Raw genomic sequence first — 20,511 nt, 5'->3', positions numbered from 1 at the left:
GACCGTGAAGCTGCTCCGCGTCGAGCGCGAGGCTGCTGGATCCCGGATCTTCGGGCGCAACGCGCCCTACGTCCGGGATGACGGTTTTGGGCGGGCGTGCGGGCCCTGGCTGGACCCGAGCGGCGCGGCCTGCGCCGCCCCGAATTCGGCGAGCATCCATCCCCGGGTTCTCGGCCGCTAGGGCCAGTGTCCGCTCTCCAACGCTCCGCTTCCACCCGCGCCCGCACTATCGGCAGCAGCCCAATCTCCGAATAATGGGTATGGTTGCAGGCAACCGGATCACCTGGGGAGAGGCTGGAGCGATGAAGACCTCGGACCGCGCCGGAAGAGGCGATAGCGGGCCCACCGCCAACCGCCGCCGGGCCCTGGCCGGCTCGGCGCTTGCCCTGGCCGCGTCCGCCTTGCCGGTGGCGTCGCGCGCCCAGTCGTCGCCCCCGCGCCCTGATCCTCCCGTCACGGAGGCGCTCTGTCGTTTCGTGGCCGGAAGCCAGGACGCCCCGGTCCCCGACGACATCCTCGACCTCGGCCGGCTGCACATCCTCGACACCCTGGCCTCGGCGGTCGCCTGCCGCGACCTCAAGGCCGCGACCCTCGCCCGCGGCTTCGCCGAGGCCCAGTCGGGCGACGCCCGCCGCAGCGCCGTCACCATCCTGGCCACCCGCGACAAGGCCGCTCTGATCGATGCGGTGTTCGCCTCGGCGATGACCGCCCATGCCGCCGAGATCAACGACTACGTCCCCTCGGCCTTCGTCCAGCCGGGCCCGTCGGTGGTCGCCGCCGCCCTGGGCCTCGCCGAACAGCGCGGCCTGAGCGGCGCCGAGATGCTGAAGGCGGTGATCGTCGGCTACGAGCTGGCCAGCCGGGTCCCCAAGGCGCTCGGCAATCGCAATCTCATGCGCGCCGGCCTGGCCAACCATGGCGTCGGGCCGGTGTTCGGGGTCGCCGCCGCGGCCGCGTCCCTGATGCGGCTGTCGCCCGAGCAGGTGGGCGCCGTGCTCACCTACTGTTCGCAGCAGGCGGCCGGCTCCTGGCAATGGCTGCTCGACGTCGAGCACGTGGAGAAGGCCTTCGTGTTCGCGGGCATGGGCGCGCGTTCGGGCCTGCAGGCCGCCCTCTTCGCGGAGCTGGGCTTCACCGGCGTGCGCGCAAACCTCGACCAGCCCGGCGGCTTCATGGCCCAGGGCATGTTCAACGGCCCCGACAGCGATCTGGATCGCGCCTCCCTGATCGACGGCCTCGGCGAACGCTGGGAAATGCCGCTGGTGGGCTTCAAGCGCTTCCCGACCGGCGGCCCGACCCAGCCGGCGGTCCAGGGGCTGCTCCAGCTTCTTCCGCAGGTCCGGGCCGAGACCACGGCCGGCGTGCGCATCGAGATGCCCGGCCGGTGGGAAGCGTTCCGCGACGCGGCCATGCCGGCGCTGAACCTGCGCTATCTCTCGGCGATCATCCTGATCGACCGCCGGCTCGACTTCGTGTCGGCCCAGTCGCTGGAGCGCATGGCCGGCGACGCCCAGGTCAGATCGTTCATGGAGCGGGTCGAGATCGCCCACGACCCCGCCCAGGAAGCGCGCCCGGGCCAGCCGCGCGCCGAGTCGGCGCGGGTCATCGTGACCGACGCGTCCGGCCGCCGCCACGAGGCCTTCGTCCCGAACGTACCCGGCTATCCGCCACATCCGATGAGCCGGGAAGACGTCGAGTCCAAGGCCGCGGAACTGATGGCGCCACGCCTCGGCGAGCGCCGCGCCGCCGCGGTGGTCGACGCCTGCCGCGACTTGGCGCGCCTGACGCACGGCGCGGATCTCGCGCATCTGATCGCCGTCTAGGGCCCTGAGCGCGACCTGATCGCGAAGCCGGCTTCCGCGCTTGCGGATCGCCCTCTTGCGGCCATCGGGGCGGCCCTGGCGCCGCCTCCGGCATCGTCCCTCCCTCGCAATTCGGCCCGCGGCTCCCCATATGAGTCATGCGCCGTCGGTTGTGTGCCGCGAGGCAAGCGGTCGATCATCCCCCGACGCGGCGCCCAATCGAGACGCCCATGACCCCGCCCACTACGGCGCGCGCCGAGCGCGCATCTATCGATGACAGCCTTCAAGCCCCCGCGAGCGCCAGCGAGCCGCTGTCGTCGGCGGCGCTCAAATGCGAGCTGCGCGCCCGCGACTATCGCGACAAGGCCGAGGCCGCGCGGGCGGCCGCCGAGGCCAGCCGCCTCCCGCACGTCGCCGACAAGCACGATGCATCGGCGGCCGGATGGCTCCGCCTGGCGGAAGCGGAAGACGCCCGCAGCGCCGGCCTGCGCGAGGCCGGCGCCCGGGTCGCGGCGCGGAAGTCGGCGGAGGCGGACGCCCGGGCGGCCGAAGACATGGCATGCGCCAGATAGATTTTCCCGCCGGTTCGCGCGTCAGGCTGACGGCCACGGCGCGCCCCGACTGCGGCCTTCACCGTTGGGACATCCGCGTCCTTTCGACCGGCGGCGAAGCCCGGATGGCCTACGGCTCACAGATCGGCGGCCAGGACCTGGACCAGCGCCTCGAGATTCCGGTCCAGGACGTCGACTGCAGCCTCGAGGTTCGGTCCGCCCATGCGACCCCGGCCGGCTGGGTCGACGACCGCGTCTTCGTCGAGGACGACACCGCCAACCAGCTTCAGATCGGCTTCTGCGATCTCGGGCGTCCGGGAGCGCGCCACGACGACATGCTGATGAACTTCACGTTCTCCGGCTCCGCGCGCGGAGCATAGGGCCTCAGGGGTCGTCCCGTTCCCCCGGCGACATCACCGGCAACAGAACCCCGCACTGCGGACAGATGAAGCCCAGCGCATGCGGCGTGCGGCCGGCCCATCGCTTGTCGTCGGTGTCGGTGGCGATCCGCACGGGCCTGACCCGATCGATGGCGTTGCGGCAACTCGGGCACAGGACAGTTGTCATCTCCGCACCATAGCCGGAGGCGCCGCGGCGGGCCATGCGCCAGGGCCCCGGCGCCCACGCCCTGACCACCAGCGGCCGGAAACCGCGCAACTCCGGGAAATCGGTCGCGCCCCCCGCGCCGGCCCCTCGCGCACGACCGCCCGCGCGCTAGGTCCATCGCAGGCATTCCAAGTTCGGGGACGGGGGGCATGGCGTCGGGGCAAGGCACACCAACGCGCAGGCAGCTGTTGCACGCGATCGGGCTGATCGGCGGCACGGCGGCCGTCTACAACCTGATGACCACCTTCGGCCACGCCGAGGAAACCCGCTTCCCCGGCCCGCCCGACCTGCAGGGCGCGCGCCCGGGCTCCAGCGTCATCGTGCTGGGCGCGGGCCTGGCCGGCATGCTCGCCGCCCACGAGCTGGAGAAGGCCGGCTACAAGGTCCAGATCCTCGAGTACCAGAACCGTCCCGGCGGCCGGAACTGGTCGCTCTACGGCGGCGACAAGTTCACCGAGATGGGCGGGGCCACCCAGAACGTCGGCTTCGCGTCGGGCAACTACCTCAACCCCGGCCCGTGGCGCATCCCGCACCACCACCGCACCCTGCTCCACTACTGCAAGAAGTTCGGCGTGGCGCTGGAGCCGTTCATCCAGTTCAACCACAACGCCTGGGTCCACAACACCGACGCCTTCGGCGGCAAGCCCCAGCGGTTCCGCCAGCTGGCCGCCGACTTCGAGGGCAACATCGCCGAGATCGTCGGCAAGTCGATCGACCAGAAGCTGCTCGACAAGGAGATGTCCGCCGAGGACATCGAGATGCTCAAGGAGGCCCTGCGCGGCTGGGGCATGCTCGACAAGGACATGCGCTACACCAAGGGCCTGCGCGCCTCGAGCCACCGCGGCTACGAGCTGCCGCCCGGCGGCGGGGTGAACGGCGCGCCGCAGCCCTCCGACCTGTTCCCGTTCGACGAGGTCCTGAAGTCGGGCGTGTGGAACAACATGGCGTTCTTCATGAACGACGAGTTCCAGACCACCATGTTCCAGCCGGTCGGCGGCATGGGCATGATCGGCAAGGCCTTCGGCAAGCAGGTGGCCCACATGGTCACCTTCAACGCCAAGGTGACCAAGCTGATCCAGGACAGGAAGGGCGTCACGGTCACCTACACCGACCTCGCCGGGGGCGGCGTGAAGACGGCCAAGGCCGACTACTGCGTCTGCACCATCCCGCTGGCCGTGCTCGCCCAGATCGAGACCAACCTGTCCGACGCCAAGACCGCCGCCATCCAGGCCGTGCCCTACTCCAACTCGGTGAAGATCGGGCTCGAGATGCGCCGCCGGTTCTGGGAGGAGGACGACGCCATCTACGGCGGCCACTCCTTCACCAACCAGGAGATCGGCCTGATCTCCTATCCCAACTTCGACTACTTCAAGGACGGCCCGGCCGTTCTGCTGGGCGCCTTCGCCGGCGGCATCGGCGGCTATCACCTGGCCGGCATGACCCCCGAGGAACGGATCGAGGCGGCCCTGGCCCAGGGCTCGGTCTTCCACCCCGACAGCTACCGCAAGGAGTTCCTGAACGGCGTCTCGGTCGCCTGGAACCGGGTGCCCTGGGTGATGGGCTGCTGCGCCCGCTGGAACGAGGACACCCGGCGCGAGCACTACCAGACCCTGGTCGCCGTGGAGGACCGCGTCGTCCTGGCCGGCGAGCACGCCTCCTACGTCGGCTGCTGGATGGAGGGCGCGCTGCTCTCGTCCATCGACGCCATCACCCGCCTGCACAAGCGCGCTCTGGAGGCCTGAGGATGCGCAGGATCCTGACCCTGGCCGTGACCGCCGCCGCCTTCGCCGCGGTCCCCGCCCTGGCGGACGAGGCCGCCGTGGGCCGGCCGCCCAACCCCAAGACCGGCGAGGAGGTCTACCGCGTCGTCTGCCAGGCCTGCCACATGGCCGACGGCAAGGGCGCCGTGGGCGCCGGGACCTTCCCCGCGCTGGCGGGCAACCCGCGCCTGGCCTCGCCCGTCTATCCGATCGTGATGGTCGAGAAGGGCAAGGGCGGCATGCCCTACTTCTCCGACAGCCTGACGCCCGAGCAGGTGGCCGCAGTGGTCAACTACATCCGCACCAGTTTCGGGAACACCTATCCGGGGACGGTCACCGCCGACCAGGTGAAGCCCTTCGCGACCCCGCCGGCCGGTTCGCGGCGATAGGCGCCACGGGATCGGGCGGCGCGGCTCGATCCCGGACCCCGCCCCGGTGCTCGACGGGCTCGCCGACACAAATTCGACCCACACGGCCCTCAACCTGCGGACAATGATCCGTATCGGGTGGATGGGTGCGCCGAAAGGCTTCACCATCGGATCGGGCGCGGGCCGGATCCGGCGCCCCGCCCGGACAGTCCAGGGGAGGTCCAGCATGAAGATCCGACTTGCGCGGCGGCTCGCGCCGGTGATCGCCCTCCTGGCCGCGGCGCCGGCTGCGGCGACGGCCGCCGAGCTGACCGCCAACGCCAAGACGGTCGTCGCGACGTTCGCCAAGGCCAAGCCAGGCGACGTGCTGCGCCTGAAGGGCGAATTCCCCGCCCTGCTGGTGTTCTACGCCAAGGATCGGACCTTCAGCCCGGCCCTCACGGTGGACGCGACCGACGCGCGGTTGTCGGCCGTGATCTTCAACGGCGTCACGGGGATTCGCTGGAACGGCGGCGTGTTCACCGGCGTGCCCGGCCGCCCGGCGTTCTCGGCGGCCAACGGCGGCGACATCAAGGTCTCGCAGATCGATTTCCGGGGAGACGGCACGATCAACGCCGTCGTCTTCCGCAACATGAAGGGCGTCGCGCTCGCCGATAGCCGGCTCGACCGGCCCCGCGTGGGCGTCTCGCTCGTCGACGTCGAGGACGTCAGCGTGGTCGGCAACACGATCCAGGGCTGGTCCGGCGACGGCATCGGCCTGGCCGGCGTCACCCGCGGCGAGATCCGCAAGAACTCCTGCCGCGACCCGGTGCGGGTGGAGGCCGGACTGCATATCGACTGCATCCAGGGCTATTTCGCCCACCCGCGGCCGAACAGCCATATCCTCGTCACGCAGAACTACGTGACCGGCTTCGAGACCCAGGGCGTGTTCTTCAACGCCTTTCCAGGCTACCCGCCCCCCGACCACATCGTCGCCGAGGAGAACACGGTGGAGACCGGCGACGCGCCCAACGGCGTCGCGCTCGACGGAGGCCCCACCAATATCGCGCGCAACAACCGGACCTCCACCCTGAAGGGCTCCCGCTGGCGCACGGACGTGAAGGTGTTCGGCGGCTCGATCAGCTGCGGCAACAAGACCGAGGCCTACCTGCGCTGGAAATCGGTCGCCGAGCCGCCCTGCAAGGACGCCCGCTAGAGCGCGATCCGCAGGGCGGAAGCCGGTCTAGCGATCAGGTCCCGATCAAGGCCCTAGCGCACCACCAGCGGCAGCGCGATCACCGCGGCGACCAGCGCCAGGTTCCAGAACACCATCCGCGCGATGGCCCGACGGCGGTTCGGCGAGGGGCGGTCCGACGGCATGTCGCGCGTCCACACGACACGATACGACCCTTCGATGATGTCGTGGGCGTGGTCGGTCATGGCGCTTTCTCCGTCTCGTCGGTCCGCATCCGCATGATGCGAGACTGTTGATACGGGCGCCCGCCCCGGCCGTCGATCAGCGCTTTCGCATGGAAGTTATGCAGGAACGCTGCACGCCCTTCCCCTTGAACGGATCGGGCCACGGGCGGATGCTCAGGCCATGCGCGCGCTGGTCCAGGCCCTGTCCGCCGCCTTCGTCCTCGCCCTCTCGGCGGCTCCGGCCGCGCTCGCCGCCCCCACCTGCGTCGACGCCGAGGGCCGCCCGGCGCGCTGCGGCTCCGACCGCGCCCTGCCGGTGGGCGAGACGCCGCCGCCCGAGGTGCGGGCCGCCTACTACGGCGCCATTCCCCGCGGCCCGAGCCCCGGCGAGGTCTTCAGCCTGGTCTGCGTGCTGGGCGGGCTGATGGCCCTGTTCGTCCTGCTGCCCGACTTCGAGGACGGCGAGGGCGGCGGCTGGAATCCCGACGAGGACGGCTGATCTCTCCCCCCTGTCATCCCGGTTTCGGCGACGCCGAAGACCGGGATCCATGAGCGCCGGTGATCGCCTTGGTCCGCCTCGCCCCCGCCGTCATCCTCGCCCCCTCCGTCATCTTCGCCCTTGTGGCGAGGATCCCTCTGTCCCTGGGCATTGAATGCGCGGCTCGTCCCGCGCCTCATCGGCGGGCTCATTGCGGCCGATAGCGGGGCCCCAGGCACGAGGCCTGGGATGACGGCGCGGCCTACCGGCTCGCCCGCGGCGCCTCGGCCTCCCAGAACCTGCGGGCCTCACTGCGCGGATCGTTCACCAACTCGGCCCGCGGCCCGAACGTCATCGTCGCCCGTTCCGGAACCGCGTACGCCGGCCACTTCGGCAGGCGTGGATTGTTCGGGTCGCCCGTCGCCGCCAGCGAGACCCAGGCCGAGGCCAGCTGGTCGGCCAGGGCGAGCGTCGAGGGATCGCTGCCGTTCAGCCCGCCGCGGGTGTCGTGCAGGCTGGGCCCGACGTCCGAACCATGGGGCGTGCCGTACCGGCCGCTGAAGGCCGGCGTGGGCTGGCGCCAGTAGTACATCCACACCGGCGCCCCGCCGGCCTGCATCTGCGCCGACTTGCGCGCCGCCAGGATCAGCGCCGGCTTGCGGAACACCTCGTCGGTCTCGAACCGGGCCTGCAGCACGAACGGCGTCGCGTTCGGCTCCTCGCGGCGGTACATGGCCAGCACGTCGCCCGCCCGGTCCGCGCCCACCCGCTTGGCGATGAAAGCCCGCAGGCCCGCCTCGTCGAGGTCGAAGTTCACCATCCGGTACGACCGCTCGTCCAGCACGGTGGAGACGATCAGCGGCACGTCCGCCGACACCGCCGGGGCGTCGGGATCGAACGGGTGACGCGGCAGCGCCGTCGCGTCCAGCGAGGGCGAGAACGAGCGCGGCGCCTCGCCTCGCGCCCGGTCCGCCGCCTCCATGGTCGCCTGGGCGGCCAGCAGGGTCTCGAACGGCAGGGCCTGCAGCTTGCGCACGTCGCCCGCGCCCAGCCCCAGGATCTTCAGATAGGCCGCCGTCCCCGCCTGGGCCTGCTCGGCGGTGGCCACCCGCAGGGCCGAACCGCTCATGATCCCGGCGCGGTGGAACAGGCCCTTCGCGGACGGCATCGCCATCAGCACGCTGGTCTTGGCGCCGCCGCCCGACTGGCCGAACACCAGCACCCGGCCGGGATCGCCCCCGAACGCGGCGGCGTTCTCCCGCACCCACCTCAGGGCGGCCACGATGTCGAGCATGCCCGAGGCGCCCGAGGTCGCGAACTCCGGCCCCGACTGGGCCAGGTTGAGATAGCCGAACGCGCCCAGCCGGTGGTTCACGGTGACGACCACGCAGTCGCCGAACCGCGCCAGCTCCTCGCCGTCGAAGCCCGGCGAATTGCCCGAGCCGCCGTAGAACCCGCCGCCGTGCAGGTGGACCAGCACCGGCTTCTTCGCGTTCGGATCGAGGGTGGGCGTCCAGATGTTGGCCACCAGGCAGTCCTCGCCCATGCCGCCCGGCTGCAGGTCGAACATGATCAGCGCGCCGTAGTCGTGCGAATTGCCGTTGGGCATCTGCGGCGCGATCTGGCCGTACCGGTAGGCGTCGCGCACGCCGGCCCACTTCGGCGGCGGCGCGGGCGGCATGAACCGCTGCTTGCCGCTGGTCGGTGCGCCATAGCGCACGCCCTTGAACATATTGACCCCGGCGGCGCGCATGCCGCGCAGGCGGCCCTGGGCGGTCTCGACCACCGGGAAGATGTCGTCGGCGGTGACGGCGCGTGCGGCGCGCGGCGCGGCGATCAGGCCGGCGGCGGCCGCCGCGCCGCCCAGGATGGATCGGCGATCGAACATGTTGGCTCCCTCTGAACCTCAGACGGCCGTGCGGCCGTACGCTTCCTGCTGCGAACCGAAGCTCAGCATCAGCTTGCGGGACTCGCTGCGCGGGTCGTCCGCCATCCGGCTCTCGTCGTTGATGATCAGCGTCGGCCGCCGCACGCTGTCGTAGGGCGTCCACGCCGGCACGCCCGGCGCGGTCGGCGCGCCGGTCTTGGCGAAGTTGGCCCACAGCGCCGAGGTCCGGTCGGCCAGCGCCTGGGCCTCCGGCGTCGCCGGCCCGGCGATCACCGCGCCCTGTTCGAGCGTGTCGAAGACGAACGGGATCTCCTCGGCGTGCGGCGCGAAATAGCGGCCGCCCTGGACCGGCGTCTCGCGGTCGAAGTTGTACATGAAGGTCGCTCCGCCGCCGGCGTCGGCGCGCAGCCCCGCCTGGATGGTCGAGTCCAGGAAGTAGCTGCGGTCGGTGGCGGCGATGTACAGCAGCTCGGCGTTCCCGCTCTTCGGGTAGAGGCCCTTGTAGAAGTCGAACAGCCGCTCGCCCTGGCCGCGCTCCACGAACTCCAGCCGCCGCTTCAGCCCGTCGTCGTCCAGCGTGTCCATCGCCGGATCGGTCCCGTAGAATCCCGACTGCTCGGTTCGGCAGGTGCCGATCATCACCGGCAGCTCGCGCGACATCGTGGGCGCCGCCCCGTCGAACGGCTGGGCCGGCAGGCTGGGCGTGCCCGCCACCGGCATCCACTGCACGCGAACCCCCAAGGCCTTGGCCTGGGCGACCTGCAGGTCGTGCAGCGCCACGTCCTGCAGCCTGGCCGCGTCCGCCGGCGCGATCCCCAGGATGTCCAGCAGCTTGCGCGCCTTCTTCTCGCCGGTCTCGGGCGTGTCGACGCGCAGCTGGCTGCCGCTCTGCACCACCGCGCGGTGATAGAGCCCCTGGGCCGGCGTGGTGGTCAGCACCATCGTGGTCTTGCGCCCGCCGCCGCTCTGGCCGTGCACCATCACCCGGTCGGGATCGCCGCCGAAGTTGGCGATGTTCTCCCGCACCCAGCGCAGGGCCGCGATGCAGTCCAGCGTGCCGGTGTTGGAGCTGTCGGCGAACCGCGGGTCGAACGCCCCCAGGTGGCAGTAGCCGAAGACGTTGAGGCGGTGGTTGATCGTCACCACCACCACGTCCTGCTTCCGCGCCAGGTTGGTCCCGTCATACCAGGGCGAGGAGCCCGAGCCGGTGCTGAACCCGCCCCCGTGGATCCAGAACATCACCGCCCGCTTCCTGTGGTCCAGCGCCGGCGTCCAGACGTTGAGGATCAGGCAGTCCTCGCTCTGCGCCTCGCCGCGGCCGCGGTAGAGGCTGGGATATTTGCCGGGCGGCGGCGGCTCGGCCGGGCCCGTCCCTTGCGGCGTCGACGGGCCATAGGCCAGGCAGTCGCGCACGCCCGCCCAGGGGACCGGCGGCTTCGGCGGCATGAAGCGGCCCGCGCCCGAGGTGTCCGCGCCATAGGGGATCGCCTTGAAGACGTTGACGCCGTTCGAGACGGAGCCGCGCACCTTGCCCGCGGTGGTCTCGGCGACCGGCCCGGCCGCCCACGCCGCGCGCGGCAGAGCCGCACCGGCCGCCGCCAGGCCGGCTGCGGTCATCACGTATCGCCGGCTCGGCCCCTGGCCCCCATCGCGCCCCATTCTGCGTCCTCCCCGCGTCCACAGGACGGTCTGACGCCGTCCTCGCGCGGCGACGTTAGCAGCACGCCGGCCGATTCCATACTCGTTCTTCTATTTTTTACGCCTAGCCTCGGCGAGGCCGCGTGAGCGTGAAGGTCTCGAACGGCGCCAACTGCCCGTGAGGGCCGGTGATGTCGTAGTAGGTCACGCTCATGGTCGTGGGCCTGCCCGGCCCCGCCCCCGGATCGACGGTGAAGGCCGCGAAGCCGTAGCTGTGCGCGGCGTTGCGCACCGCCGACCACGGCGCCTCCTCCTGCACATAGATCGGCGGCCGCTTTCCGCTCACGGCGCTCGGCTCGCCGACCCCGACGATCACCCGGCAGGCGCAGGGTTCGAAGAACAGCTGGTTCGAAGGGACCGAGGTGCCGCCGCCGCCCAGCACCATGTGCACCGTGCCCTTGGTGGTGTCGATCACGTCGGTCGCCGTGGCCGCCGGAACGGGCGTCAGCGTCCGGTTCGCCTGCCGGCCGCGGATCGGGTGGGTGCGCTCGTAGTGGTGCTCGTGGCCGCACAGCACGAGGTCGACGCCATAGCGGTCGAACAGCGGGACCCATTCCTCCCGGACGCCCAGGTCGGCGCCGTTGAACTTGTCGGCCGTCGAGACCGCCGTCTGGTGCATACACACCACGATCCAGTCGATGTCTCGGTTGGCCCGGCTGGCCTTCAGTTCGGCCTCCAGCCAGGCCTTCTGCGCCCCCTGCGAATAGCCGCGCACGTAAGAGTCGCCGCCGTCCTGGTAGCAGACGTCGTCGTTGGCGATCGCCACCACCCGCACCGAGCCCGCGGTGAAGGCGTACCAGAGACCGCGGGTCACCTCGGTCTGGCCGGCCGCCTCGGGCACGGCGAAATAGGTCTGGTAGGCGCCGTAGCCGATCGGCCCGTTGCCCAGCTCGTTCTCGTGGTTGCCGGGCGAGGGCATCCACGGCCGGTTGGCGGCGCTTCTCGTATTGTTGTCCCAGAAATCCTGCCAGGCCCGCACCCGATCCTGCGCCAGGTTGGCGTAGCAGAGGTCGCCGTTGAACAGGTGGAACAGCGGCGCCGCCCGCTCCACCCCCGCCGTGGTGTCGGCCGCCCAGGGCGAGCCCAGGTTGTCGTTCACGAACGCCGGCCAGCGCCCGGGCATGTTCGGCGGCGGGACGTAGGGCCGCGCCATGGTGGGCGTGCCCTGGTCGCCGAAGCTGGTGAAGGTCAGCCGCGCGCGGCCCTTCGGCGCCGTGCGGAAGGTGGCGAAGGCCGGCGCCGCGCCTTCGTGCAAGGCCGCATAGAGGTACGACGTGTCGGGCTTCAGGCCGGAGAGCCGTGCATGGTGCGCATAGACCGTCTGCTTCGACTTGCCGTCGACGTAGCTCGCGGTCCTGGCCTCCACCGTCTGCTTCAGTCCGCCGTCCAGCCCGCCCAGCAGCACGCGCGGCCAGACCACCGGCTCCAGCGTGTGCCACGAGACCACCATCTCGGCCGAGGCGTCGGCCCCGAACTGCAGGTGAAGCCCCGCCACCGGCGGCGCCCGGAGCGCGGTCGGCTCGGCCGCCAGCGCCGCGTCGCCCGGCAAGACCCCGCCCGCCAGCGCCGCGCCGCCCACGATCCCCGCCGCCGCCAGCAGTCGCCGGCGGCTCAGGTCCATGTCGAGAGGTGTGTCGTCGCTCATGCGCCCACCATGGCGCACGCCGGTCTCGGTTTCGAGACAGATCGCCGGGCTAGCGTCGCTTGCCGAGTTCGGCGGCGATGTCCTTGGTCAGGCGGCCCACCTTGCGATGCGCGGCGGTGATCTGGTCGCGGGTGACGCCCCAGCGCTTCATCCAGTATTCGACGGCCTTGCGCTCGGAGAGGTCGAGCCGCTCCTTGTCGATGAACCCGCGCTTGTCCTTCAGGCCGGCCATGCCCGCGCCTACCGCTTCATCCACGGCTTCGACGCGCCGGCCCCAGGGCCCGCGTCCGGCCGCAGCTTGCCACGGCCCGGCGGACCGGACTTGGCCGCCTGCGCTGCCTTCTTCAGCCGCAGCGCCCGCTGCATCGGGGTCTCGGCGTCGTCGCTCTTGGGATCGTCGGTCATGGCGACGTCATACCACGTCCTGCACGCCAGACGGCGGGCGTTGACGAACCTCTGCCGTCGACCTCTCATCCGCCGCCATGAGCGAGTCCGTCGAAGAGCGGCGTGGTCGGGCCGAACGGCTCCGCGACTACTTCGAAGTACAGCTCCTTTTCGCCGAGCGCCTCGCGGATCGGACCTCACGCCCCATCTCCGACGTCTGCCTGGAGTTCACCAATCTGCACCGGCGGTTCGGTCTCGGCCGCGTCGGCGGCCCCGGACCCGCCGCCGACTGGACGCGCTACTCGGCCGGGCTCGAGCGCTGCAAGTCTGCATCCGAGCGCCTGGACTGGACGGTCGACTTCTTCTCGAACGCCCCGTCCGAGACAGGCTCGAACCCGCGCTTCGGATGTTTCAGCTACGAGGGTCCGACCGCCGACGGCGCCATCCGTATCCACTTCAGCAACCGTGACTCGGAAGACGGCGTCGGGCCGCTGGCGCGTGCAAAGGCCGACCGCCGCATCGCCGACCTGGGTGAGATGTTCGGCCATGTCCGGACCCATCATCCGAAAGCGCGCAGCGTCCTGGGCGGCTCCTGGCTCTACAACCTCGAAGCCTACTGCCGCCTCTTCCCTTCGGAATATGTCGCGTCCCGGTTCCTGCCTGACCGCGTCCGCCTCGACGGCACATCCACCTGGGGCCAACTGCTCGATTTCCGCGAACGCGTGAAGCCCGCCGTCCGAGATGCGGTCCTCAAGAACCTCGACGAGATCGACGCCGCCGAACCTTGGCGCGCCTTTCCGCTCCGCGCCCTGCGCACGCAGTGCGACGTCGAGCAGTTCTACCGCCACTACCAAGTCTAGCCCGCTCATCCCGGCGAAGGCCGGGATCCAGATCTCCAACCCGAAGGCTGACAGGAATGGCTCAGGGCCTAGAGAGCCCACCTCCGAGCCTTACGAACTGGACCCCGGCCTTCGCCGGGGCGAGCGGATGAAAAGGGTTGGGCCCCTACCCCTTCCGGAAAAACCCGTGGATCCGCTCGGCCAGCGCCTCGCTCACCCCGTCCACCTTGGCCAGGTCCTCCACGCTCGCCCGCGCCACGCCCGCGGCGCTGCCAAACGCGTGCAGCAGGGCGCGCTTGCGGCCCGGCCCCACCCCTTCGATCTCGTCGAGGGGGTTCTTCTTCATGTCGATCGCCCGCTTCGTCCGGTGCGTGCCGATGGCGAAGCGGTGGGCCTCGTCGCGCAGGCGTTGCAGGTAGTAGAGCACCGGGCTCTTGGGCTCGAGCATGAAGTACGGCTTGCCGGGGATGAAGAACCGCTCCAGCCCGGCGTCGCGGTCCGGCCCCTTGGCCACGCCCACGATGGGAATGTCGTCCACCCCCAGGTCGGCCATGATCTCCATGACCACGCCCACCTGGCCCATGCCGCCGTCGATCAGCACCAGGTCGGGCCGGATCGCCTCCAGCCCCTCCTCCTCTTCCTTCACCAGGCGGCCGAACCGGCGCTTGAGCACCTCCTTCATCATCCCGAAGTCGTCGCCGGGGGTCAGGTCGGTCCCCTTGATGTTGAACTTGCGGTACTGGCTCTTCTGGAAGCCTTCGGGCCCGGCCACGATCATCCCGCCGACGGCGTTCGTGCCCATGATGTGGCTGTTGTCGTAGACCTCGATCCGCTCCGGCGGCCCCTCCAGCCCGAACGCCTCGGCCACCCCCGCCAGCAGCTTCGACTGGGCCGAACTCTCGGCCATCTTCCGCCCCAGCGCCTCGCGCGCGTTGGTCAGGGCGTGGTCCACCAGCTGGCGCTTCTCGCCACGCTGCGGCCGGGCGATCTCCACCTTGCGGCCGGACTTCTGGGTGAAGGCCTCGGCGATCAGCTCGCGCTCGGCCGGCTCGATGCTGGTCAGGATCAGCCGCGGGATCGGCTTGTCGTCGTAGAACTGGCCCAGGAACGCGCCCATCACGTCGGCGTCGTCGTCGGCCTTGTCCACGCGCGGGAAGTAGGCCCGGTTGCCCCAGTTCTGGCCGGCCCGGAAGAAGAACACCTGCACGCAGGCCTGCCCGCCCTCGGCGTGCAGGGCGAAGACGTCGGCCTCCTCCAGGGTCTCGGGGTTGATCTGGGTCTCCTGGGCCACGCTGGCCAGGGCCCGGATCCGGTCGCGCAGCCGCGCGGCGCGCTCGAACTCCATCTCGTCGGCCGCCGCGGTCATCTCGTCGGCCATCTTCGCCATCACCGCCCGGCTCTTGCCGCGCAGGAAGGCCTCGGCCTGCTCCACCAGCCCGCCGTAATCCTCGATCGAGATCAGCCCCGTGCAGGGCGCCGCGCACCGCTTGATCTGGTGCAGCATGCACGGCCGCGTGCGGCTCTCGTAGACGCTGTCCGAGCACGAGCGCAGCAGGAACGCCTTCTGCAGGGTGTTCAGTGTCTTGTTCACCGACGAGGCGCTGGCGAAGGGTCCGAAGTAGTCGCCCTTGATGGTGTGCGCCCCGCGATGCTTCTTCAGCTGCGCCGCCGGATGCTCGCGGCGGATGACGATCTCGGGGAAGCTCTTGTCATCGCGCAGCAGCACGTTGAACCGCGGCTTCAGCTGCTTGATCAGGTTGATCTCCAGCAGCAGCGCGTCGGTCTCGGTCCGCGTGACCACGAACTCCATGGTCCGCGTCAGGTCCACCATGTGGGCGATGCGCTGGGTGTGGAACCGCCCCTGGGCGTATTGAACCACCCGCTTCTTCAGCGACCGCGCCTTGCCGACGTAGAGCACCTCGCCGTCGTCGCCCATCATCCGGTAGACCCCCGGCTTGTCGGGCAGGCGCCTGACCTCGTCCTTGATGAGCGCGGCGCCCGTCAGCGGCGCGGCGGTGATGTCCGACATGACCCCGATATAGGCGGGATTCCCGCGCCTCGCGAGGCGCTGGCGCTCGGGTCGCCGCGCGACCTAGGCCGCCGCCGGCTCCGCGCGCCGACGGCGCAGCGCGGCGCCCATGCCGCCGAAGCCGACCAGCATCAGCGCCCACGACGTCGGCTCGGGCACGGCCGCAGCGGCGTCGACGAACGTCTTGAAGCCCAGGTCCGGCAAGCTCGGATCGCCGGGCATGTTCAGGCCCGCAGACCAGGCGCCGTACACGAAATGGCCGTCCTCGATTCCGGTCGGGTTCCGGAAATAGGTCATCCCGCCCGCGTAGCCGTTGTCGGCGCCGTGGGCGCCGCCAAAGTCGCCGCGCCAGCCGAACAGCCCGGAGCTCGCATCCGAGGTCACCACCAGGGCCAGCAGATCGCCGGCGCTGACCGCGAAATCGATAAAGTCGAACGTCACGAGGCCGCCGCTGCCGTTGACCTGGGCGACCGGAGCGTAGGCGCTGCCCAGCACGTCGCCCGCGGTGGTCGAGGGCGAGCCGTCGACCGCGGTCTTCACCACTTGCAGCAGCATGCCGCCGTCCAAGACGTTGGAGCCGACGTTGAACGCGAAGATCTGCGCCTGGGTCAGCAGGCCCGTGGTCTCGACGGTGAACGTCTGGGCGTACGGGATCGCGTTGCCGACGGTGAGGCTGTAGATACTCTGGCTGGGCGTGTAGTTGGCGTCGAGCGCCTCGGTCGCGCTGGCGCCGCCGGCCAGTCCGAACGCGAACAGCGCAGCGCCGAGCGCCATCGGCGCCCCGAAGACTTTCAGTTTCATCGCATCCCCCGCCAGGAAAATCTGGTCGCGCCAGCTAACGCACGCATGCGTTGGCAATCCAGCCTGCTCGCCCATAAGGAGATTTCGCCTGGGCGCGGCACAACTCCCGCGCCCGACCCGAGGCCAGGATGTACCGCATCGGGCGCCCCCCGGCGCAGGGAGCGGAATACGCTTCCGTCCGTTGTGAAGGTCCGGAGGCCCGCGCCGCATGGACAACCCCGCGGCCCCGCGGGATAGACTGACGGCTGGCGACGGGGGCCTGATGGAATTACCGACCCTTCACGCGGCGGCGGCCATGCTCATCGCCGTCGTGACGTTCTGGCTCTTCGCCGACGGCCGGATGCGCATCGAGATCGTCTCGCTGCTGCTGATCGCGACGCTCGCGCTGCTGTTCAACTTCTTCCCCATCGAACGCGAGGGCTACCGGGCGGATATCGAGCTGGCCTTCGGGGGCTTCGGCCACGAGGCGCTGGTGGCGATCTGCTGCCTGATGATCCTGGGACGCGGGCTGGTGGTGACCGGGGCGCTGGAGCCGGTGGCCCTGTTCCTCACCGCGCTCTGGCGGCGCAGTCCCCTCCTCGGGCTCCTGGTCTCGCTCGTCCTCGGCGCGGTCATGAGCATGATCGTCAACGACACGCCCGTCCTGGTGCTGGTCATGCCGATCCTGCTGAACCTGGCGGCCCGCACCGACGTCCCGGCGTCCAAGACCCTCATGCCCATGAACTGCGCGATCCTGATCGGCGGGATGGCCACCACCATCGGCACCTCCACCAACCTGCTGGTGGTCTCCATCAGCGAGGACCTCGGCCTGCCGCGGTTCGGCGTGTTCGACTTCACCGGCGTCGCCCTGCTCGCCGGCCTGGTCGCCCTGCCCTACCTCTGGCTCGTCATGCCGCGGCTGCTGCCCGAGCATTCGGCCGCCGAGGAGTTGCTCACCCGGCGCTTCCGGGGCGCCCTGCACCTGACCGAGGGCTCCTCCGCCATCGGCCAGACGATGGCCCAGCTGCGCGAGCGGCTCGACACCGGCGTGGTGGCGCTTGGCCTCGTCCGGCGCGGCGTCGAGCTCTACGCCGCCGACATCCCGCTGGAGCCCGACGACGTCGTGGCCGTCGAAGGCGCCGCCGAGCAGCTTCGCCAGAGCGCTGAGTCCCTGAAGGCGCCGCTGGCGCACCCGGCGGTCCTCAAGTCGGCGCGGTCCATCTCCCGGGCCTCGGGCGAGGATGAGGTCGTCGCCGAGCTGGCGGTGGGCGCCGACTCCAACCTGATCGGCCAGTCGGCCCGCTCGGCCCAGATCGCCGACCGCTACGGCGTGACCGTGATCGGCCTCTTCAAGCCCGACCGCACCCTGCTGGGCGGCCGCGCCCGTCCCAGCGTCGCCAGCCTCGAAACCGGCGACGTCCTGCTGGTCCAGGGCGCCGACTCGGCCCTTCGCCGACTGCAGATCGAGGAAGGCGCCATGGTGCTGGAGGGCGCCGCCGAGCTGCCGCGCACGGCCAAGTCGATCCTCGCGGTGGCGATCTTCGTGGCCTCGGTGGTCCCCGCCGCGCTCCACCTCGTGCCCATCGCGATCTCGTCGCTGGCCGGCGCGATCGCCATGCTGGCCACGGGCTGCGTGAAGTTCGACCGTGTCGGCCGCGCCCTCAGCGCCAAGGTCATCGTCCTGGTGGCCGCCAGCATCGCGCTGGGCCGCGCGCTGCTGGAGACCGGCGCCGCCGAGTGGCTGGGCGGAGGCATGGCGCTGGCGATGCAGTCGTTCCCTCCGGCCGCCGTCCTCGCCGCCATGATGGCGTTCGCCGCCCTGCTCACCAACTTCTCGTCCAACACCGCCGCCGCCGCGGTCGGCACGCCGATCGCGGTCAGCCTGTCGGCCAGCATGGGCGTGCCGCCCCAGCCGCTGGTCCTGGCCGTGCTGTTCGGCTGCAACCTCTGCTACGCGACGCCGGTCGCCTACCAGACCAACATCCTGATCATGAGCGCCGGCGGCTACCAGTTCCGCGATTACGTCCGCGCCGGCCTGCCCCTGGTGCTCCTGATGATCGTCACGCTGTCGGTCCTGCTGGTCTGGAAGTACGGCCTGTGAGGTGCTGACCTCGGCCGGGGCGAGCGGCTCCGACGACAGACGCCGGCCCGGGCCGACGCCTGGACTGACGCCGCGTCAAACCGCAGAGATATCGCACGGCCGCCGCGCGCAGACGCGGAGCCCAGGGAGATCCGAACCATGGCCGACGGCCTCTTCAGCGACCTGCTCGTGATCGACTGCGCCAGCTTCATCGCCGGCCCGGCCGCGGCCACGGTGATGAGCGACTACGGCGCCCGGGTCATCAAGATCGAGCCGCCCGGGATCGGCGACTCCTACCGCAACCTCTTCCGCCTGCGCGGCACGCCCGACGACGTCGACTACTTCTGGGCGCTCGACAGCCGCAACAAGGAGAGCCTGGCCCTCGACCTGCGCCGCCCCGAGGCCCAGGCGGTGCTGAAGACCCTGGTGAAGAAGGCCGACGTCTTCATCACCAACCTGCCCTTCCCCTCGCGCGAGCGGCTGGGCCTGCGGGCGCAGGACCTGACGCATCTCAACGAGCGGCTGATCTACGCCTCGCTGACGCCCTACGGCGAGCACGGCCCGGAGCGCGACCGCACCGGCTTCGACGCCACCGCCTGGTGGGCCCGCTCGGGCCTGATGGACATGGTCCGGGCGTCCGTCGAGACCGAGCCCGCCCTCTCCATGCCCGGCATGGGCGACCACCCCACCGCCATGGCCATGTACGGCGCCATCCTCACCGCGCTCTACCGGCGCCAGATCACCGGCAAGGGCGGCGAGGTCTCCACCTCGCTGATGGCCAACGGCCTGTGGGCCAACGGCTGCCAGGTCCAGGCCGCGCTGTGCGGCTACGAGCTGATGGCCCGGCCCAGGCGCGGCGAGCGCGGCGCGCTCAACGAGACCTACCACGCCGCCGACGGGCGCGCGTTCGTCATCGCCAGCACCAATCCCGCCCGCGACTGGCCGCTGCTGGCCAAGGCCATGGGCCATGCCGAATGGCTGGACGACCCGCTGTTCGCCACGCCCGAGGCGCGGCTGGCGAACGGGCCGATCCTGGTCGCCCGCTTCGACGAGCTGTTCGCTCAGCAGCCCTTCGCCCACTGGGCCAGGGTCCTCGCCGACGGCGACGTCACCTTCGGCATTGTCGGCACGATCTATGACCATCTCGCCGACGACCAGGCCGACGCCAACGGCATGCTGCCCGAGTTCGCCGACCACGACTGGCTGCGCACCATCGACAGCCCCTTCCAGGTCAGCGGCCTGACCAAGGCCCAGCCCCGCATGGCCCCGGGCATCGGCGAGCACACCCGCGCCCTCCTGGCCGAATTCGGCTGCACCCCCGCCGAGATCGAGGCCCTGGCCGAGGGATAGGCCCGCCGCCGGCAGCCCCGCCCGCTACGGCGCGCCGCGCGGCTGGTAGGCGGCCTTGGCCGAGGCCGGGGTCGCCCCGGGCGCCAGCACCGCCGCATAGGCGCTCTGGTAGTCGAACCGCCGGGTCATGTCGTCGTACAGCGCCCGGTCACGCGGCTCGTGGCGATAGCGCGGACGGGGAAAGCCGAAGACCAGCCACTGCGGCCCGCCGCCCGCCGCCGCGGCGTAGGCGGCCGGATCCACCGTGTAGAGCGGCCAGGTCGGCTGGCCCATGTAGCTCTCGAACGGGTCACTGTCGCTCTGGAAGCTGGTGATGCCGAACTGGAACTCGGCCACCATCGCCGGCCGCCCCAGCTCGCCCGCGTGCCGCGCGCGCGATCGCGCCAGCCCGGCCATCCGCGCGGCATAGGTGGCCGGATCGCTGGGCTCGCTCGAGGCCTGCTTGCGCTTCAGCCCCGCCTCGGCCGCGTCCAGCGCCTCCCCGATGCTGACCGGCCGCACAGGCAGCCGGCCGCCCGGGAGCAGCCACACCGCGAAGTCCCCGCCCAGGGTCATCACGACGCAATCGCGGCCCACCGCCCGCTTCACCGCGGCGATCTCCGCGCCCTGGTCGGCGCGCTCCTGCGGGTCCACGAGCGAGCCGTCGGGATAGAACCGCATGGTGAAATAGAACTTGTCGGGCGTGCTCAGCGTCCACGCCGGCTCGGCCCCGGGTGACCTGCCCCCCGCCGCTCCCTCGATCATTGTGAGAGCCCTGGGGGTTGATAGTTGATCTTCAGCGCCGGCGGTAGCGGCCGGCCGGTGGAGCTGATCAAGTTGCGCAGCCGGCCGGCCGCGGGGTTCAGCCGCACCGCG

Annotated in this window: 21 protein-coding genes; 11 read left to right on the top strand and 10 right to left on the bottom strand. The window is 71.0% G+C overall.

Annotated features, from left to right (window positions below; translation table 11 throughout):
- From GC203_RS22490 to GC203_RS22475, 4 genes are all read left to right on the top strand, one after another.
- A partial coding sequence (locus GC203_RS22490; protein ID WP_293459080.1) for a hypothetical protein occupies positions 1–181 on the top strand: 181 nt, incomplete at its 5' end.
- 73 nt (positions 182–254) lie between these two features.
- Positions 255–1,823, top strand: a complete 1,569-nt coding sequence (locus GC203_RS22485) for an MmgE/PrpD family protein (protein WP_366502235.1) — start codon at positions 255–257, stop codon at positions 1,821–1,823.
- A 209-nt stretch (positions 1,824–2,032) separates the two neighbouring features.
- Positions 2,033–2,374, top strand: a complete 342-nt coding sequence (locus GC203_RS22480; protein ID WP_293459078.1) for a hypothetical protein — start codon at positions 2,033–2,035, stop codon at positions 2,372–2,374.
- The gene (locus tag GC203_RS22475) at positions 2,362–2,733 is read left to right on the top strand and encodes a hypothetical protein (protein ID WP_293459076.1); all 372 of its coding nucleotides are present in this window, start codon (positions 2,362–2,364) and stop codon (positions 2,731–2,733) included. Before GC203_RS22480 ends, GC203_RS22475 begins: the two co-directional genes overlap by 13 nt.
- Positions 2,734–2,737: 4 nt before the next feature.
- On the opposite strand, the gene GC203_RS22470 is transcribed toward GC203_RS22475, so the two are convergent.
- Positions 2,738–2,920, bottom strand: coding sequence for a hypothetical protein (locus tag GC203_RS22470; protein WP_293459074.1), 183 nt, complete (start codon positions 2,918–2,920; stop codon positions 2,738–2,740).
- 227 nt (positions 2,921–3,147) lie between these two features.
- On the opposite strand from GC203_RS22470, the gene GC203_RS22465 reads away from it, so the two are divergent.
- From GC203_RS22465 to GC203_RS22455, 3 genes are all read left to right on the top strand, one after another.
- Entirely contained in the window at positions 3,148–4,701 is a 1,554-nt protein-coding gene (locus GC203_RS22465; protein WP_293459072.1) for a flavin monoamine oxidase family protein, read from the top strand.
- 2 nt (positions 4,702–4,703) lie between these two features.
- On the top strand, positions 4,704–5,108 hold the full coding sequence (locus GC203_RS22460) for a cytochrome c (RefSeq protein ID WP_293459070.1): 405 nt from the start codon (positions 4,704–4,706) through the stop codon (positions 5,106–5,108).
- 205 nt (positions 5,109–5,313) lie between these two features.
- Positions 5,314–6,282, top strand: coding sequence for a right-handed parallel beta-helix repeat-containing protein (locus tag GC203_RS22455; RefSeq protein WP_293459068.1), 969 nt, complete (start codon positions 5,314–5,316; stop codon positions 6,280–6,282).
- Positions 6,283–6,335: 53 nt separating this feature from the next.
- Here GC203_RS22455 and GC203_RS22450 read toward each other — a convergent pair whose 3' ends face one another.
- A complete protein-coding gene (locus GC203_RS22450) occupies positions 6,336–6,506 on the bottom strand; it encodes a hypothetical protein (RefSeq protein WP_293459066.1) in 171 nt (56 codons plus the stop codon).
- A 160-nt stretch (positions 6,507–6,666) separates the two neighbouring features.
- On the opposite strand from GC203_RS22450, the gene GC203_RS22445 reads away from it, so the two are divergent.
- The gene (locus GC203_RS22445) at positions 6,667–6,984 is read left to right on the top strand and encodes a hypothetical protein (RefSeq protein WP_293459064.1); all 318 of its coding nucleotides are present in this window, start codon (positions 6,667–6,669) and stop codon (positions 6,982–6,984) included.
- Positions 6,985–7,225: 241 nt separating this feature from the next.
- Here GC203_RS22445 and GC203_RS22440 read toward each other — a convergent pair whose 3' ends face one another.
- The 5 genes from GC203_RS22440 to GC203_RS22420 all read right to left on the bottom strand — a co-directional run bounded on the left by GC203_RS22440 (position 7,226) and on the right by GC203_RS22420 (position 12,599).
- A complete protein-coding gene (locus tag GC203_RS22440; protein ID WP_293459062.1) occupies positions 7,226–8,851 on the bottom strand; it encodes a carboxylesterase family protein in 1,626 nt (541 codons plus the stop codon).
- An 18-nt stretch (positions 8,852–8,869) separates the two neighbouring features.
- A complete protein-coding gene (locus GC203_RS22435) occupies positions 8,870–10,468 on the bottom strand; it encodes a carboxylesterase family protein (RefSeq protein ID WP_293459060.1) in 1,599 nt (532 codons plus the stop codon).
- A gap of 145 nt (positions 10,469–10,613) precedes the next feature.
- A complete protein-coding gene (locus GC203_RS22430) occupies positions 10,614–12,194 on the bottom strand; it encodes a fibronectin type III domain-containing protein (protein ID WP_293459058.1) in 1,581 nt (526 codons plus the stop codon).
- Positions 12,195–12,243: 49 nt separating this feature from the next.
- The gene (locus tag GC203_RS22425; RefSeq protein WP_293459056.1) at positions 12,244–12,426 is read right to left on the bottom strand and encodes a DUF3606 domain-containing protein; all 183 of its coding nucleotides are present in this window, start codon (positions 12,424–12,426) and stop codon (positions 12,244–12,246) included.
- Positions 12,427–12,434: 8 nt separating this feature from the next.
- Complete coding sequence (locus GC203_RS22420; RefSeq protein ID WP_293459053.1) at positions 12,435–12,599, bottom strand: hypothetical protein; 165 nt, start codon at positions 12,597–12,599, stop codon at positions 12,435–12,437.
- Positions 12,600–12,676: 77 nt separating this feature from the next.
- On the opposite strand from GC203_RS22420, the gene GC203_RS22415 reads away from it, so the two are divergent.
- Positions 12,677–13,438: a hypothetical protein gene (locus GC203_RS22415; RefSeq protein ID WP_293459051.1), complete on the top strand. Its 762-nt coding sequence runs from the start codon at positions 12,677–12,679 to the stop codon at positions 13,436–13,438.
- Positions 13,439–13,583: 145 nt separating this feature from the next.
- Here the strand turns inward: GC203_RS22415 and uvrC are convergent, their stop codons facing one another.
- Positions 13,584–15,446, bottom strand: coding sequence for an excinuclease ABC subunit UvrC (gene uvrC / locus GC203_RS22410; RefSeq protein ID WP_293459049.1), 1,863 nt, complete (start codon positions 15,444–15,446; stop codon positions 13,584–13,586).
- 63 nt (positions 15,447–15,509) lie between these two features.
- Positions 15,510–16,247, bottom strand: coding sequence for a PEPxxWA-CTERM sorting domain-containing protein (locus GC203_RS22405; RefSeq protein ID WP_293459047.1), 738 nt, complete (start codon positions 16,245–16,247; stop codon positions 15,510–15,512).
- A 262-nt stretch (positions 16,248–16,509) separates the two neighbouring features.
- Here GC203_RS22405 and GC203_RS22400 point away from each other — a divergent pair, with 262 nt between their 5' ends.
- Both GC203_RS22400 and GC203_RS22395 read left to right on the top strand, forming a co-directional pair.
- Complete coding sequence (locus GC203_RS22400; RefSeq protein WP_293459045.1) at positions 16,510–18,327, top strand: SLC13 family permease; 1,818 nt, start codon at positions 16,510–16,512, stop codon at positions 18,325–18,327.
- 138 nt (positions 18,328–18,465) lie between these two features.
- On the top strand, positions 18,466–19,656 hold the full coding sequence (locus GC203_RS22395) for a CoA transferase (protein WP_293459043.1): 1,191 nt from the start codon (positions 18,466–18,468) through the stop codon (positions 19,654–19,656).
- A 24-nt stretch (positions 19,657–19,680) separates the two neighbouring features.
- Here GC203_RS22395 and GC203_RS22390 read toward each other — a convergent pair whose 3' ends face one another.
- The gene (locus tag GC203_RS22390; RefSeq protein ID WP_293459041.1) at positions 19,681–20,400 is read right to left on the bottom strand and encodes a hypothetical protein; all 720 of its coding nucleotides are present in this window, start codon (positions 20,398–20,400) and stop codon (positions 19,681–19,683) included.
- Positions 20,401–20,511 lie beyond the last annotated feature (111 nt).

Origin of the sequence: Phenylobacterium sp., assembly GCF_016124325.1 — a bacterium.
Taxonomy (GTDB): domain Bacteria; phylum Pseudomonadota; class Alphaproteobacteria; order Caulobacterales; family Caulobacteraceae; genus Phenylobacterium.
This window is presented reverse-complemented; position numbering and strand designations above follow the sequence as displayed.